Below are 14698 nucleotides of genomic sequence, written 5' to 3'. Positions count from 1 at the left end.
ACTCGGTGGACCGAGAAGCCCACGACCACCCGACTCGGCACGCCAAGAAGCGCACCGGTACCGAGTCGGTGGGCAACGGAGCGCCGCACCACCGCCCCGCTACGCCCAGAAGCCCCCCAGCCCCCCCAGGGCCCCCGCGCCCCCCCCCACCCCCCTCACTGATCAGAAGAAAACCGCACCGCCCCCGCCGGAATCCGCGCATCGCACCAGACCCTCATCCCGTCGCGGAGCTCATTGTCGGCGCCGATGATCGCGCCGTCGCCGATCACCGTGCCGGTGAGGACGGAGCGTTCGCCTACGCGGGCTCGGGTGCCGATGAGGGAGTCGGTGATGACCGCGCCGGGTTCGATGACCGCGCCGGGGAGGATGGTGGAGCCGAAGACTCTCGCGCCCTCGGCGACGAACGCGCCCTCGCCGACCACCGTGCCGCCGGTCAGTTTGGCGTCGGCGGCGACGCGGGCCGTGGGGAGGACCAGGCGGTCTCCGCAGCGGCCGGGGATCGCGGGGGACGGGGCTCGGCCGAGGACCAGGTCGGCGGAGCCTCGGACGAAGGCGGCCGGGGTGCCCAGGTCCAGCCAGTACGTCGAGTCGACCAGGCCCTGGAGGTGGGCTCCCGCCGAGAGGAGGCCGGGGAAGGTCTCGCGTTCCACCGAGACCGGGCGGCCCGTCGGGATCGTGTCGATGACCGAGCGGCGGAAGACGTACGCGCCCGCGTTGATCTGGTCGGTGACGATCTCCTCGGGGGTCTGGGGCTTCTCCAGGAAGGCCAGGACGCGGCCCGTCTCGTCCGTGGGGACCAGCCCGTACGCGCGCGGGTCCGTCACCTTCGTGAGGTGGAGGGAGACGTCCGCGCCCGTCGTCTCGTGGGTGTCGACCAGGGCCCGGATGTTCAGGCCGGTGAGGATGTCGCCGTTGAAGATCAGGACCGGGTCCTCGGGTCCTGAGTGGAGCCGCGAGGCCACGTTGCGGATCGCGCCGCCCGTCCCGAGGGGCTCGTCCTCCGTGACGTATTCGATGTGGAGGCCCAGGGACGAACCGTCACCGAAGTGCGGTTCGAACACCTCCGCCAGATAGGAAGTGGCCAGGACGATGTGGTCAACGCCCGCCGCTCTCGCCCGCGCCAGCTGATGCGTGAGGAACGGCACCCCCGCCGCCCTGACCATCGGCTTCGGGGTGTGCACCGTGAGCGGGCGCAACCGGGTGCCCTTGCCGCCGACCAGGAGGATCGCTTCTGTCACCTGTCGTCTCTGCTTCCTGCCGGGACCGGCCGAACTGTTTTTTCGGCCGGCCAGTGTATGCGGACCGTGCACCTGTACCTGTACGTGTACCTGTTCCGCAGACCCTTCCCCGGCACCCCCTGCCCCGGTCAGCGGCCCTGGTACCGGGCCGATGTGGAGCGGGCCGAGCCGAGCTTGCCGTAGAGCTGCCGTCCTGGGCACTCCGTGGCGAACCCGTCCCGATGTCCGGAGATCACATTGAGTCGTACGTTCTTTCCTTTTCGGTAGAGATTGCCACCCCCGGACTTCAGGTATGTCTTGCCGCGCGGATTGGCGCCGGAGAGTCCGAGCTTCCACGCGGTGAGACGGGCGATGGCGGTCACTGCCGCCGAGGACGGTTTGGCGCTGCCGAAGGTTCCGAGGACCGCGATCCCCGTGCTGTTGGTGTTGAAACCGAGCGTGTGGGCGCCCAGGACCGCCTTCGCCACTCCGCCTGCCCGGCCCTCGTAGATGGTCCCGCACTTGTCGATGAGGAAGTTGTAGCCGATGTCACGCCAGCCGCTGCTCTTGACGTGGTAGCGGTAGATACCGCGAATGACCGAAGGCGCTTGCGAGCAGCGGTAGTTGTTGCCCGTGGCGGTGTGGTGCACGAAGGCCGCCTTGACCTGCTTCGTGTACACGAACCCCTTCTCCCGCAGCTTCTCGTCGGCGCCCCAGCCGTGCCGGGTGACGATGCGCGGGCGCGGCCCGATGTACGGCTGCGCCTTGTGACCCAGGTCGACGAGTTCCCGTTCGGTGGCCTGCTTGGTCAGGGCCGGGAGTTCGGTGGCGGCCTCGGGGGCGGTGGCGGCTCTGTTCCTGGTCGACGGCGCGCCCGCGAGCGGGGGGTCCGCGGCGCCCGGGTCGACCAGTTCCAGGTGCAGGCCGGTGGGGAGTTGGGCCGGTTGTTCGTCCGGCTTCCCCACGGTCCGTGTCGCCACCCTGTCCGCTCTCACGCGTACGTCCACTCCGTCCGAGTCGCCCACCCAGAGCGGGGCGGTGGAGCCGCGGACGTGGCCGGAGGCGCGTTCGGCGGTGCCGGGGTCGGCGCCGTGGTCGTCGTTGTGGGTGTCGACGTCCTGCCAGCCGGACCAGGTGCCGGTGGCGGTGGCCCGGGTGCGGACCTGGACGCTGCCGCGCAGTGCGGTGTCGGGGTCGTCCCAGATGACGCCGACGAGGGAGAAGCGGTGCACGTCGCCGCGGGTCAGGCCCTGTTCGGGGGCGGCGCCGAAGGTGCGGTCGCTGGTGCGGGGGGCGAGGGGCAGCGACTGGGTGCTGCCGGGGAGGGCCGGTTCGGCGGTCGTCGACGCGGATCTCGCGCCGCTCGTCGACTGCGTCGCGGGGGCCGGTGCCGGTGCCGCGGACGGTGCCGCGGACGCGGGCAGGGTGAGCGGGAGGGCCAGTGCGGCCGCGCAGGTGACGCCGATCGAGGAAGCAAGGAATCCACGCATGCCCCTGATCCTGGACATAGTCATACATATCTGTCTATCCGGGAATTGACGGACCGTCGGCTGCGGTTCGCCCGAACCGGTGGTCCGGCGTCCGGTGCGGGGGTTGGCTCCGGCGGCCGTCCCCGTACGCTTGCGCGGGTGAACGCCATCGATCGCACCCCTGCCGACCTGCTGCGTTCCGCGCTCGCCGCGGATCCCGGCCGTCCCCTGGTGACCTTCTACGACGACGCCACGGGGGAACGGGTCGAATTGTCCGTGGCCACCTTCGCCAATTGGGTGGCCAAGACCGCGAATCTCCTGCAAGGGGATCTCGGGGCGGGGCCCGGTGACCGGGTCTCCGTGTTGTTGCCGGCGCACTGGCAGACGGCGGTGTGGCTGCTGGCGTGTTCGTCGGTCGGGGTTGTCGCCGACGTGGGGGGTGACCCGGGCCGCGCCGACGTGGTGGTGAGTGGACCCGAGTCGTTGGAGGCGGCTCGGGCGTGTGGTGGGGAGCGGGTCGCGCTGGCGCTGCGGCCGCTCGGGGGGAGGTTTCCACAGACTCCGGTCGGATTTGTGGACTATGCCGTCGAGGTGCCGGGGCAGGGGGATCGGTTTGTGCCGTTCTCGCCTGTCGACCCTGGGGAGCCGGCGTTGGTTGTCGGTGGGCTTGAGCTGACCGGGGCGCAGGTTGTCGAGCGGGCCCTGGGTGACGGGGATGCGGGGGGTCGGGTGCTGTCGGGGCTGCCGTACGACACCTGGGAGGGGCTGAGCGCGGGGCTGTTCGGGCCGCTCGCCTCTGGGGGGTCTGTGGTGCTGTGCCGGAATCTTGGTCAGGCGAGTGAGGAAACGCTGGCCAAGCGGGTGGAGAGTGAGCGGGTGACTGTTTCTCGCCGCTGAGGGGGTGGCGGGGGTTGTCTGCCGAGTGCGGGCCGGTGGGGGCTGGTCGCGCCCACGCGGCGGAGCCGCACATCGATACAGCCCCGCGCCCCTGAAAAGCGGTCGGCACCCGGAGCGCCGGCCAGTCGCCAGGGACCTCACCGCTCACCCGAATGGGTCAGCAACGGCCGCCTCCCCACCCCATCCACGCCATGGTCGTAAGAGCAGAACCACACGCAGAGGCACACGCAGGACCACACGCTCTTACGACCATGAGGGGTGGAACCGCACGTGTTGGACGACACCGCAGGAGGCGTTCTCGGGCCGGGGGCAGGAGCCTCCGCGTCCGGGGCGGGGCTCATACGGCGGCGGCGTCGGCGGTGGGTGCGGTGGGGGGCGGGCGGGGTCGCCGTGCTGCTGGTGGGGGCCGCCGGGGTCGGCTGGGGGATCTACGCGAAGCTCGACTCGAACATCACGCCCGACAACGCCGCCGCCGCGGAACTCGCCCGGTACGAGAAGGAGCGGCCCACCGCGTTGGTGAAGGGGGCGCAGAACATCCTGCTGATCGGGTCCGACTCGCGGTCGGGGAACGGGAACGCCAAGTACGGGCGGGACTCGGGGACCGAGCGGTCGGACACGACGATCCTGCTGCACCTGGCGGCCGACCGGCGCAGCGCGACCGCCGTGTCGTTGCCGCGGGACCTGATGGTGGACGTGCCGGGGTGTCTGCGGCCGGACGGGACGCGGACCGAGCCGATGTTCGCGATGTTCAACTACGCGTTCCAGGTGGGGGGTTCGGGGTGCACGATCCGGACCGTGGAGAAGCTGACGAACGTGCGGATCGACCATCACATGGTGGTGGACTTCCATGGGTTCAAGGACATGGTCGACGCGGTTGACGGAGTGCAGGTCTGTCTCAGGAGTCCCATTCGGGACAAGGCCGCCCGGCTGAAGCTGCCCGCGGGGCGGGTCACGCTCGACGGGGAGCAGGCGCTCGGGTACGTGCGGGCGCGGAAGTCGCTGGGGAACGGCAGTGACACCGACCGGATGGACCGTCAGCAGGGGTTCCTGGGCGCGCTCGTCAACAAGGTGCGGAGCGACGACGTGCTGTTCAATCCGGCGAAGCTGTATCCCGTGCTGGACGCCGCCACGTCGTCGCTGACGACCGATCCGGAGCTGGCATCCCTGCGCGGTCTGTACGAACTGGTGCGCGGCTTGCGGAACATCCCCACCGAACATGTGCAATTCCTCACCGTTCCACGGGAGTCGTACATCTACAACGCCAATCGCGACCAGCTCGTGGAGCCCGAGGCCGAAAAGCTGTTCGCGCTGCTGCGGGCGGACCGGCCCGTCGCGGTGACGCGTGCGGACCCGACGGAGGATCCGCAGGATTCCGCCACAAACGCCCGTATTACGGCGCCGGGTTCGGGGGCCACGCCCGCGCCGACGTTCCGCGGGAACACCGCCGCCGAGGACACCTGCGGGTAAAGCGATTACCAAGTCGACGAACTTTTGTTCCGAAAAATAGGACGGATTGACCGGTTGTAGGGACGTGGAATTTGTCACCGCAGTCACTTGCCGCTCAACTGGACGGATAGTGTGAGCGACCCGGTGTGCTTGCGCACCGGTTGTACGAGACCCGAGCGCCTGGAGGGGGAAGGCGCCGCGTGGCCCCGACGGAGGATTCGGTAAACCGTGGACGCGCAAGGCCGTGGGCGGGCGGACAACATCGACCCCGCAGACCAGTGGGTACTCAATCCGAACACTGGTGAATACGAACTGCGACTGACTCCTTCCACACCGCAGTCAGCGGTGCCGGGGCCCCGTAGAGCCACTGCGCAGAACCGCAGTGTGGCGGCGCCGGAGCGGGAGACGGTCCCGAAGAGTCCGGGGCGTGAGGTGCCGCCGCCCCGCAGACGGCGGGGCGCGCCCGAGGAGCCACCGGCCCGGCGCGGTCGCCGCCCGGTGAAGAAGAAGGCCAAGACCAAGAAGGTCCTGATGTGGACCGGCGGCGGGCTGGCCTTCGTGCTGGTCGCCGTCTCCGCGGCCGGGTACCTCTACATCAAGCACCTCAACGACAACATCACGGCCGTCTCCGACGACGGCGCGAGCACCGGTGGCTTCAGCAAGGGCAAGGCCATCAACCTGCTGGTGATCGGCACCGACAAGCGCACCGGCGCGGGCAACGAGGGCTACGGCGACGCCGGCAGCGTCGGCCACGCGGACACCACGATCCTGCTGCACGTCTCCAAGGACCGGTCGAACGCGACGGCGCTGAGCATCCCCCGCGACCTGATCACCGACGTCCCGGACTGTCCCACTACCCAGTCGGACGGCTCGTCGAAGGTCATCCCAGGGACGACGAGCGTCCGCTTCAACACGAGCCTCGGGCAGGACGGCCGGACGCCGAGCTGCACCGTGCGCACGGTCACCGAGCTGACCGGGATCCAGCCCGACGACTTCATGGTGGCCGACTTCAACGCGGTGAAGACGCTGACGGACGCGGTCGGCGGGGTCGAGGTCTGCCTCGCCAAGGACATCGACGACTCGGACTCGCATCTCAAGCTGTCCAAGGGCACGCACAACATCTCGGGCGAGCAGGCGCTGGCGTTCGTCCGCACCCGGCACTCGGTCGGCTTCGGCGGTGACCTGAGCCGGATCACGCTCCAGCAGCAGTTCCTGAGCGCGCTGATGCGGAAGCTGAAGTCCAACTCCACGCTGACCAGCCCCTCGAAGATGCTGAAGCTGGCGGAGACCGGCACCAAGGCGCTGACCGTCGACGACAACCTCGACTCCATCGGCAAGCTGAAGGACCTCGGTCTGGAGCTGGGCAAGCTCAACCCGAAGAACCTGACCTTCACCACCGTGCCGGTCGTCGACAACCCGGCGGAGAAGACCCCGGTGACGGTCGTCCTCAACAACTCGACCGCCCCGCAGGTCTTCTCGCTGATCAAGAGCGACACCTCGTTCACCGCCGTCAAGAAGCAGGCCGCGAAGGAGAAGGCCGCCGTGGCCGCCCGCCTCAAGGGCACCAAGTCCGCCGCCTCCGCGGTGCGGGTGCGGATCCTCAACGGAGGGGCCGACGCCGGCAGCGCACAGGAAACTCTCACGTGGCTGCAGAATGATGAGGGCGTGCTCAAGTCCGAGAACGCGGGCAACGCTCCGGCGAACCTCGCGAAGACGACCCTCGAGTACGCGCCCGACCAGGCGGACCAGGCACGCAGGCTCGCCGACATCATGGGTCTCTCGGGGTCCGCGTTGAAGCCGGGCAAGAGTGTGCAGAACTCCCAGGGGCTCCCGGCGATGACGCTGACCCTGGGCAAGGACTTCAAGGGAGCCGGCGTCCCGCTCACCTCGACCGCGGGTTCGACGCCGGAGGGGGTACAGAAGTCCACGGCGGACAAGGTTGAGTGCGCCAAGTAAGTGACCACACGGGTCCGTTCCGCGTCTAACAGGGCGCGGGGCGGACCCGTGTGTCAGGGCGCGGGGTGGGAGGGGTGGGGACGTGACGCAGAGCAGCGTGCGTGGGGAGGTGCCGGCCGTCGAGGACACGATGTCGCTCACGCCGGCGGACAGGAAGAGACGGGCGGCGGGGAAGGGCGCGTCGGACGGGGACGGGGGCAGACGCAAAGGGCGTAGACGACGGGCGTTGCGCTGGTCGGCGATTGTGCTCGCGGTGGTCATACTCGGGACGGCCGGCGCCGGATACCTGTACTACGAGCACCTCAACCACAACATAAAGAAAGACCCCCTGAACATCGGGGACGAGAAGGACAGGGCGGCCGAGTCCCGGGCGAACGCGGCCGGGCAGAAGCCGCTGAACATCCTGCTGATCGGTTCGGACGCGCGGGACTCCGCGGAGAACCAGAAACTCGGCGGCGCGAAGGACACGTTCGACACCGCGCCCCGCGCCGACGTACAGATGCTGCTGCATCTCTCGGCGGACCGTTCCAACATGTCGGTGGTGAGCATGCCGCGCGACACCCTGACGGACATCCCCAAGTGCACGGACCCGAAGACGGGCAGGACGTACGCGGCCGAGACCCACGTCATCACGAACGACTCGCTGGGCCGTGGGGGACCCGGCTGCACGGTGGCGACCTGGGAGAAGCTGACCGACATCCACATCGACCACTTCATGATGGTCGACTTCGCGGGTGTCGTGTCGATGGCGGACGCGATCGGCGGGGTGCCGGTCTGCGTGGACGCCAACATCTACTCGCACACCTCCGCGGGCAAGGGCTCCGGCCTGAAGCTGAAGAAGGGCACGACGTCCGTGAAGGGCCAACAGGCCCTGCAGTGGCTGCGCACCCGCTACGGCTTCGAGGACGACACGGACATCGCGCGGACCAAGGCGCAGCACCAGTACATGAACTCGATGGTCCGGCAGCTGCGCGAGAACGCGACGCTGAGCAACCCGACGAAGCTGCGCAGCCTCGCGGAGACGGCCACGAAGGCAATCACGGTCGACGACGGCCTGGGGACGGTCGCCAAGCTGTACGACCTGAGCAAGGAACTGAAGAAGGTCCCGACGAACCGCATCACCATGACGACGATGCCGTGGGAGTACGCGGGCAACAGCGGCCGGGTGGTGCCCAGGCCGGCCGACGCCCAGCAGCTGTTCCGGCTGGTCCGCGAGGACATCGCGCTGGACGGCAAGGACAGGAAGAAGGCCGCGGCGGCGAAGGCGTCCACCGATCCGGCCGCCGCCGACGACAAGATCGCCGTCCAGGTGGAGAACGGCACCCGCACCGACTCGACGGGCGCGGTCCGCGGGCGGGCGACCTCGGTGGCGGACCTCCTCGTCGGCAAGGGCTTCAAGGAGGCGGTGGCCGACTCCTCGACGACCCCCAGCGAGGCCAAGACGGTGATCCGCTATCCGAGCGCCGACCTGGAGGGCGACGCCCAGCGGGTCGCCAAGGCCCTCGGTATCCCGACGAGCGCGGTGAAGAAGTCCACGAGCGTCTCGGGGATCACCCTGGTCGTCGGCGCGGACTGGACCAGCGGCACGAAGTACAAGGCCGCGTCGGCGGACGACAAGACGCCGACGTCGGCGGACGCCCTCAACGGCTCGGACACCACGGCCTGTATGCACGTCGACCCGAACTACGTCTGGTAGTCCGGGTCGTCGCGTGCGGCGGTGCTCGGCTCAGCTGCTGCTGGACGGGCTGAGCACCGCGGGGCGCCGGGACGCGATCACCCTGCGCGCAAGGGACTTGGGGCTGGTGAGGAAGCCGTAGCCCCAGGACATGTGCATGGTGGCGAGGGCCACCGGGATCTGGAGGCGGGCCTTGAGCGAGAGGCCCTTGCCCGCGGGGAGCGAGCCGAGAGCGATCGCCGCGAGGTAGCCGCCGGGGACCAGGAAGCCCCAGGGGGTCAGGACCGCGCCCACCACGATGCCGGCCGCGATCGCGCAGACGGCGGTCGGCGGGGCGAGGTAGCGGAGGTTGATGGAGCCCTCGTGGTAGCGGGCGACGACGTGCCGCCAGCGGCCGTAGTCCTTGTACTGCTTGGCGAGCGCCTTCACCGACGGGCGGGGGCGGTACGAGACCCGCAGCTCCGGTGAGAACCAGATCAGGCCACCGGCCTCGCGGATGCGGAAGTTCAGCTCCCAGTCCTGGGCGCGGATGAACTCCTCGTTGTAGCCGCCCTGTTGCTCCAGGGCCTCGCGGCGGAACACCCCGAGGTAGACCGTCTCGGCGGTGCCCGCTTCGCCTCCCGTGTGGAAGGCCGCGTTGCCCACGCCGATCTTCGAGGTCATCGCGGCGGCGACCGCGTCCTCCCAGGCGTTCTCGCCCTCGGCGTGCATGATGCCGCCGACGTTCTGCGCGCCGGTCTCCTCCAGGAGGCGTACGGCGGTGGCGATGTAGTTCGGCGAGAGGATGCCGTGGCCGTCGACGCGGACGACGACCGGGTGGCGGGAGGCCTTGATCGCGGCGTTGAGGGCGGCGGGCGTGCGGCCGGTCGGGTTCGGGACGGTGTGCACGCGCGGGTCTTCCGATACGAGCTGGGCCGCGATCTCGTCCGTGCGGTCCTTCGAGGGACCGAGGGCGATCACGACCTCCATCTCGCCGGCGTACTCCTGCGCGAGGATCGCTTGGACGGCTCCGCGCAGATGCCGCTCCTCGTCGAGGACGGGCATGATCACAGAAACGGCGGGGAGTCGCACGTCGGGAATGGCGTTCATAGGGGGCTCACGTTACCGCGAACGGGGGACACGGACGCGCCCCGCCCGGGCGTCTGCGGTGGTATCAGATCGTATCGGCCTACGGTGCTCAAGATCCCACGTACGGCCCTCGCGGAGGTGTCCCCCATGCCCACGCCGCCCCGCCGCTCCCCCGCCGCCCGTCCACCGCAGCGGCGCCCACGGCCCCCCGTACGACCGAAGAAGAAGCCGCGCTGGGCCATGCGGGCGGCGACCACGCTGTCCGTGGTCGTGCTCGCCTCCGCCGGGATCGGGCACGCGGTCGTCACCAGCCTCGACGCGGACATCGCCCGCGTCGACCCCTTCAAGGACATGAAGAACCGCCCGCGCGCGGGCCACGGCATGAACGTCCTGCTCGTCGGCACCGACGGCCGCGACAAGATCACCGAGGCGGAGCGGCGCCAGTACCACCTGGGTGGCGCGCCCTGCCACTGCACCGACACCATCATGATCGTGCACATCTCGGAGGACCGGGAGCACGCCAGTGTCGTCAGCCTCCCCCGCGACTCCTACGCCGAGACGCCCCCGCACACCGACCAGACCACCGGCGAGCAGCACGGCCCGCACCCCGTCAAGCTCAACGCGGCGTACGCGGAGGGCGGCCCCAACCTCACCGTGCGGACCGTCGAGTCCATGACCCACGTGAAGATCGACCACTATCTGGAGGTCGACTTCACCAGCTTCATGAAGACGGTCGACGTCCTGGGCGGCGTCAGGATCTGCACCGCCGAGCCGCTGAAGGACTCGTACACGGGTCTCGACCTGCCCGCGGGCACGCACACCCTGATGGGCGGGCAGGCCCTCCAGTACGTCCGCTCGCGGCACGTCGACGGGGCCTCCGACCTCGGCCGGATGAAGCGCCAGCAGCGGTTCCTGGCGGCGCTGATCGACCAGGCCACCTCGTCCGGGGTGCTGCTGAACCCGCTGAAGTTCCGTGACGTGACCCGCGCGGTGCTCGGCTCGGTCCGCGCGGACAAGGGCTTCGGCACGGACGAACTGCTCGACCTGGGGCGGGCGATGCGCAACTTCTCCCCGTCCTCGTCCGAGTTCACCACGGTCCCGATCGGGCAGATGGGCTTCGTCGTGAAGGGCATCGGCTCCACCCTGAAATGGGACCAGGCGAAGGCGGCGAAGCTCTTCCAGGCCCTGCGCGACGACAAGCCCCTCGCGGTGCGCAAGCCGGCCCGCGCCAACGCCGTGAAGGTGGACGTGGCCCCGCAGCAGATCCAGGTCCAGGTCGAGAACGGCACGGCGACCGGCGGTCTCGGCAAGCGCGTGGACGCGGCGCTGGCGGCGACCGGCTTCCGTACGACGCATCTGCCGACGAGCGCGGCCGACCACGCCGTACGACGCACGGTGGTGGCCTACGACCCCCGCTGGGACCGTTCCGCGAAGTCGCTCGCGGCGGCGTTGCCCGGGAGCGAGCTGCGCGCGGTGAAGGGGCAGGGGCCGGTGCTGAAGGTGATCGCCGGGAGTGACTTCAAGCAGGTCACGCGGGTGCGGGCGACGGATGTGCAGCAGGGCGAGTTCGGGGTGGTGACCGGGGACGAGGTGGGGTGTTCGTGACGAGCCGGGGTCTTCTTGAAGAAACGGTGTCTTCTTGAAGAAGTGGGGCGTTTGTAACAGCGCCCAGGGGCCGATCTCAGTCGTCGAGGCCCTCCGCGGCCCGCTTCTCGCGCAGTTCCATGATCGCGCGGCGGCGGGCCAGGCGGTGGGTGCGGCGGATCTGGGCCTCCTGGTAGCGGCGCTCGTCGCGCTCCGTCTCGGGCAGGACCGGGGGCACCGCGCGGGGCTTGCCGTCGGCGTCCACGGCGGCGAAGACGAGGTACGCGGAGCCGACCTGGGTGGCCGGGGTCGACTCGTTCCACCGCTCGGCCAGGACGCGTACGCCGACCTCCATGGAGCTCCGGCCGGTCCAGTTGACCTGCGCCTTCACATGGACGAGGTCGCCGACGCGGACCGGTTCCAGGAACGCCATCTCGTCCATCGACGCGGTCACGGCCGGACCACCGCTGTGCCGGCCGGCGACGGCGCCCGCCGCGTCGTCGACGAGCTTCATGATGACGCCGCCGTGCACGGTCCCCAGAAGGTTCGTGTCCGCGTTGGTCATGATGTGGCTGAGGGTGGTCCGGGAGGCGGACGTCGGCTTGCCCGGCAGGTCTGTCATGGTCCTCACCTTATGCCGGGGCGACATCTGCGGACTTTGTGTTGGCTTCGCAACAGCAGTGACCTGATTTTCCTACGACCCTTGTAAAGGGCATGCCCGCAACCTGCACACTGGGCCCCATGAACGATTGGCCCGAGGCATGGTCCGGCGACGACCGCGGCAATCAGTACGGACGCGGCAGCGCGAACGCACAGCCGGAAAGCGCACGTGTGATGCGCCAGGTACGACGCGGCCCGCAGGCCCCGCCGTACGGCGCCGGAGTCCCGCCGCAGCCGTCGTACACGGGCGGCCAGGGCTATGACGAGGGCCAGAACGGCTACGGCCAGGGCGGCTACGACAACAACGGGTACGACGGCTACAACACCGGCCAGGTCTACGGCGGTGGCGGCTCCGGCGGTCCCGAGGGGCCGGACGGCGGGCGCGGTCCGCGGCGCGCGCCGAACTGGCGCCGGCGGATCAAGTGGACCGCGATCACCGTGGTCACCGTGCTGATCGTCACGACCGTGGGCACGTACTTCTGGGCCGACTCCAAGCTGAACCGCGACGTCGACCTGTCGAAGGTGATCGACCGGCCGGAGGCGGGCGACGGCACGAACTACCTGATCGTCGGGTCCGACAGCCGCGAGGGGCTGAGCGCGGCCGAGAAGAAGAAGCTGCACACCGGCTCCGCCGAGGGCAAGCGCACCGACTCGATGATGATCCTGCACGTGGGCGACAGCGGCGACACCCTGATCTCGCTGCCCCGCGACTCGAACGTGACGATCCCGTCGTACGTCGGCTCGACCTCGGGCAAGACGTACCAGAACACGGGCCGGCAGACGAAGCTGAACGCCGCGTACGCGGAGGACGGCCCGACGCTGCTCGTGCGGACCGTCGAGTACAACATGGGCCTGCACATCGACCACTACGTCGAGATCGGCTTCAACGGCTTCGCGGACATCGTGGACGCGGTCGGCGGGGTGACCATCGACATCGACAAGGGCTTCAAGGACTCGTACTCGGGCGCGAACTTCAAGGCGGGCAAGCAGACGCTGAACGGCGAGGAGGCCCTGGCCTTCGTCCGCACCCGGCACGCGTTCGCCGCGTCCGACCTCCAGCGCACGAAGAACCAGCAGAAGTTCCTCTCTGCCCTGGCCCACCAGGTCGCCACCCCGGGCACCCTCCTGAACCCCTTCAAGCTCTACCCGACCCTGGGCGCGGGCCTCGACTCCCTCTCGGTCGACAAGGGCATGTCCCTCTGGGACCTGGCCTCCATGTTCTGGGCCATGAAGGGCGTCAGCGGCGGCGACGGCACCTCCATGAACATGCCCATCTCCGGCTCCACCGGCGGCAACCTCGTCTGGGACAAGGCGAAGGTGAAAACCCTGGTGAACGAACTGAACAACGACCAGAAGGTGACGGTCTCGGGGAACTGACCCGACCGGCGGCACGACGAAGGGGGCCCTTCTCCAAGGGCCCCCTTCGTCACGTCAACTGCCCTGCCGCTACGGCAGGTTGCGCGCCATCACGATGCGCTGGACCTGGTTCGTGCCCTCGTAGATCTGGGTGATCTTGGCGTCGCGCATCATGCGTTCGACCGGGTAGTCGCGGGTGTAGCCGTAGCCGCCGAGGAGTTGGACGGCGTCGACCGTGACCTCCATGGCGACGTCCGAGGCGAAGCACTTGGCGGCGGCGCCCTGGAAGGTGAGGTTCTTGTCGCCGCGTTCGGAGGCGGCGGCGGCCTGGTAGGTGAGGGCGCGGGCGGCCTCGATCTTCATGGCCATGTCGGCGAGCATGAACTGGATGCCCTGGAAGTCGGCGATCGGCTTGCCGAACTGCTTGCGCTCCTTGACGTAGCCCTTGGCGTAGTCGAGGGCGCCCTGGGCGATGCCGAGGGCCTGCGCCGCGATGGTGATGCGGGTGTGGTCCAGGGTCTTCATCGCGGTGGCGAAGCCGGTGCCCTCGGCGCCGATCATGCGGTCGGCGGGGATGCGGACGTTGTCGAGGTAGACCTCGCGGGTCGGGGAGCCCTTGATGCCGAGCTTCTTCTCCGGGGCGCCGAAGGAGACGCCCTCGTCGGACTTCTCGACGACGAAGGCGCTGATGCCCTTGCTGCGCTTCTCGGGGTCGGTCACGGCCATCACCGTGTAGTACTCGCTCACGCCCGCGTTGGTGATCCAGCGCTTCACGCCGTTCAGGACGTAGTGGTCGCCGTCGCGGACCGCCTTCGTCTTCATGCCGGCCGCGTCCGAGCCCGCGTCCGGCTCGGAGAGGGCGTACGAGAACATCGCGTCGCCCTTGGCGAGCGGGGTCATGTACCGCTTCTTCAGGTCCTCGGAACCCGAGAGGATCACCGGGAGCGAGCCCAGCTTGTTCACCGCGGGGATGAGGGAGGAGGACGCGCAGACGCGGGCCACCTCCTCGATCACGATCACCGTGGCCAGCGCGTCCGCGCCCGTGCCGCCGTACTCCTCGGGCACGTGGACCGCGTGCAGGTCGTTCGCGACGAGGGCGTCCAGGGCCTCCTGCGGGAAGCGGGACTCCTCGTCCACCGCGGCGGCGTAGGGCGCGATCTTCGCCTCGGCCAGTGAGCGGATCGCGTCGCGGAGCATGTCGTGCTCCTCCGACGGGCGGTACAGGTCGAAGTCAGCCGATCCGGCCAAGGTCTCTCACGCTCCAAGGACGCTGTGATCACAGTGCTAATTACCGTTAAGTAACCCAAATTTTAGGGGCCCGCCCACGGGAGGGATACGTGAGCTTGGCGACAGGGGGAAAGGTGCCCGGT

The 14698-nt window shown here is 69.4% G+C and carries 11 protein-coding genes; 6 read left to right on the top strand and 5 right to left on the bottom strand.

Going from position 1 to position 14698, the window contains the following annotated elements:
- Positions 1 to 155: 155 nt before the first annotated feature.
- Both OHT77_RS27145 and OHT77_RS27140 read right to left on the bottom strand, forming a co-directional pair.
- On the bottom strand, positions 156 to 1238 hold the full coding sequence (locus OHT77_RS27145) for an NDP-sugar synthase (protein ID WP_328831040.1): 1083 nt from the start codon (positions 1236 to 1238) through the stop codon (positions 156 to 158).
- A 128-nt stretch (positions 1239 to 1366) separates the two neighbouring features.
- Entirely contained in the window at positions 1367 to 2707 is a 1341-nt protein-coding gene (locus OHT77_RS27140) for a peptidoglycan recognition protein family protein (RefSeq protein ID WP_328831039.1), read from the bottom strand.
- 138 nt (positions 2708 to 2845) lie between these two features.
- Between OHT77_RS27140 and OHT77_RS27135 the strand changes: the two genes are divergently transcribed.
- From OHT77_RS27135 to OHT77_RS27120, 4 genes are all read left to right on the top strand, one after another.
- Positions 2846 to 3583, top strand: a complete 738-nt coding sequence (locus tag OHT77_RS27135; protein ID WP_328831038.1) for a TIGR03089 family protein — start codon at positions 2846 to 2848, stop codon at positions 3581 to 3583.
- 273 nt (positions 3584 to 3856) lie between these two features.
- Positions 3857 to 5050: an LCP family protein gene (locus tag OHT77_RS27130; protein ID WP_328834353.1), complete on the top strand. Its 1194-nt coding sequence runs from the start codon at positions 3857 to 3859 to the stop codon at positions 5048 to 5050.
- 207 nt (positions 5051 to 5257) lie between these two features.
- A complete protein-coding gene (locus tag OHT77_RS27125; protein ID WP_328831037.1) occupies positions 5258 to 6985 on the top strand; it encodes an LCP family protein in 1728 nt (575 codons plus the stop codon).
- 130 nt (positions 6986 to 7115) lie between these two features.
- Positions 7116 to 8681, top strand: coding sequence for an LCP family protein (locus OHT77_RS27120; protein WP_328834352.1), 1566 nt, complete (start codon positions 7116 to 7118; stop codon positions 8679 to 8681).
- 30 nt (positions 8682 to 8711) lie between these two features.
- Here OHT77_RS27120 and OHT77_RS27115 read toward each other — a convergent pair whose 3' ends face one another.
- Entirely contained in the window at positions 8712 to 9749 is a 1038-nt protein-coding gene (locus OHT77_RS27115) for a glycosyltransferase family 2 protein (protein WP_328831036.1), read from the bottom strand.
- Between the two features lie 126 nt (positions 9750 to 9875).
- Here OHT77_RS27115 and OHT77_RS27110 point away from each other — a divergent pair, with 126 nt between their 5' ends.
- Complete coding sequence (locus tag OHT77_RS27110) at positions 9876 to 11333, top strand: LCP family protein (RefSeq protein ID WP_328831034.1); 1458 nt, start codon at positions 9876 to 9878, stop codon at positions 11331 to 11333.
- Positions 11334 to 11409: 76 nt separating this feature from the next.
- On the opposite strand, the gene OHT77_RS27105 is transcribed toward OHT77_RS27110, so the two are convergent.
- Positions 11410 to 11961, bottom strand: coding sequence for an acyl-CoA thioesterase (locus OHT77_RS27105; protein ID WP_328831033.1), 552 nt, complete (start codon positions 11959 to 11961; stop codon positions 11410 to 11412).
- A gap of 92 nt (positions 11962 to 12053) precedes the next feature.
- On the opposite strand from OHT77_RS27105, the gene OHT77_RS27100 reads away from it, so the two are divergent.
- On the top strand, positions 12054 to 13349 hold the full coding sequence (locus OHT77_RS27100) for an LCP family protein (protein ID WP_328831032.1): 1296 nt from the start codon (positions 12054 to 12056) through the stop codon (positions 13347 to 13349).
- Positions 13350 to 13418: 69 nt separating this feature from the next.
- Here the strand turns inward: OHT77_RS27100 and OHT77_RS27095 are convergent, their stop codons facing one another.
- A complete protein-coding gene (locus tag OHT77_RS27095) occupies positions 13419 to 14576 on the bottom strand; it encodes an acyl-CoA dehydrogenase (RefSeq protein WP_266769313.1) in 1158 nt (385 codons plus the stop codon).
- Positions 14577 to 14698 lie beyond the last annotated feature (122 nt).

Origin of the sequence: Streptomyces sp. NBC_00252 (assembly GCF_036187565.1) — a bacterium.
GTDB lineage: Bacteria > Actinomycetota > Actinomycetes > Streptomycetales > Streptomycetaceae > Streptomyces.
This window is presented reverse-complemented; position numbering and strand designations above follow the sequence as displayed.